1 protein-coding gene is annotated in these 638 nt (G+C 65.5%); it reads right to left on the reverse strand.

Features of this window, described 5'->3' with window-relative positions; all coding sequences use genetic code 11:
• Window positions 1–41: 41 nt before the first annotated feature.
• Window positions 42–446 carry a DUF4448 domain-containing protein gene (locus G7A99_RS23515; RefSeq protein ID WP_163144468.1) on the reverse strand — a complete coding sequence of 135 codons (405 nt, stop codon included), beginning with the start codon at window positions 444–446 and terminating at the stop codon, window positions 42–44.
• Window positions 447–638 lie beyond the last annotated feature (192 nt).

Genomic DNA, 638 nt, shown 5'->3' on the forward strand with positions numbered 1-638 from the left:
GACGGGGTCGGTGTTGGCGCCGTAGGCGAAGTAGAGCATTGCTACCTGAGTGATTCGAGCCGGTTACACGCCGTGTCCCTGTAGAGCCTGGCCTTGCTCGTGGGGTCGTCGGCGTATTCCTGTCGCCAGAAGTTGCAGGTTCGCCCAGCCTGGTCGATGGTCGCCTGATGCTCTCGACGCTCACGTGCCTGTCGCCGGCGCAGGGCCGCGTCCCGCTCGTCCCGCGCCGCCTGCCATTCCCGCCTGTCTGCCAGGGCGCTCCGGGCCTGGCTGGCGGCGGCCTGGAATTGTCGGCTCACGTCCCACTTCCAGTAATGATAGAAGGCCATCGCGGCGCCGAAGACACCGATGAAGGTGCCGAGTGCGATCGCGAGGACGCGACCGGTGAGATTGAAGTAGGGGGCCGGCTGCGGCCGACGGTAGTCGCTTTGCAGCTCGGGCTCCATGCCTTTCCCCGCTCTTCCCTGCGCTGTTGTGTGCGGTTCCGACCCCGAGAATAGGCAAGACCCGGGGAGGCGGCAACGGGCGCGGCGTCTGTGACGAAAAAAGCCCGCGTCATTGGCGCGGGCTTTTGGGGCAATCCGAAGATGCTGGTGGGCCCTGCTGGATTCGAACCAGCGACCAGCGGATTAAAAGTC

This window comes from Arhodomonas sp. KWT (assembly GCF_010993615.1).

Excerpts from the sequence above, each read along its gene's own strand:
- G7A99_RS23515 (WP_163144468.1), bottom strand. The coding sequence starts at position 446 with ATGGAGCCCGAGCTGCAAAGCGACTACCGTCGGCCGCAGCCGGCCCCC.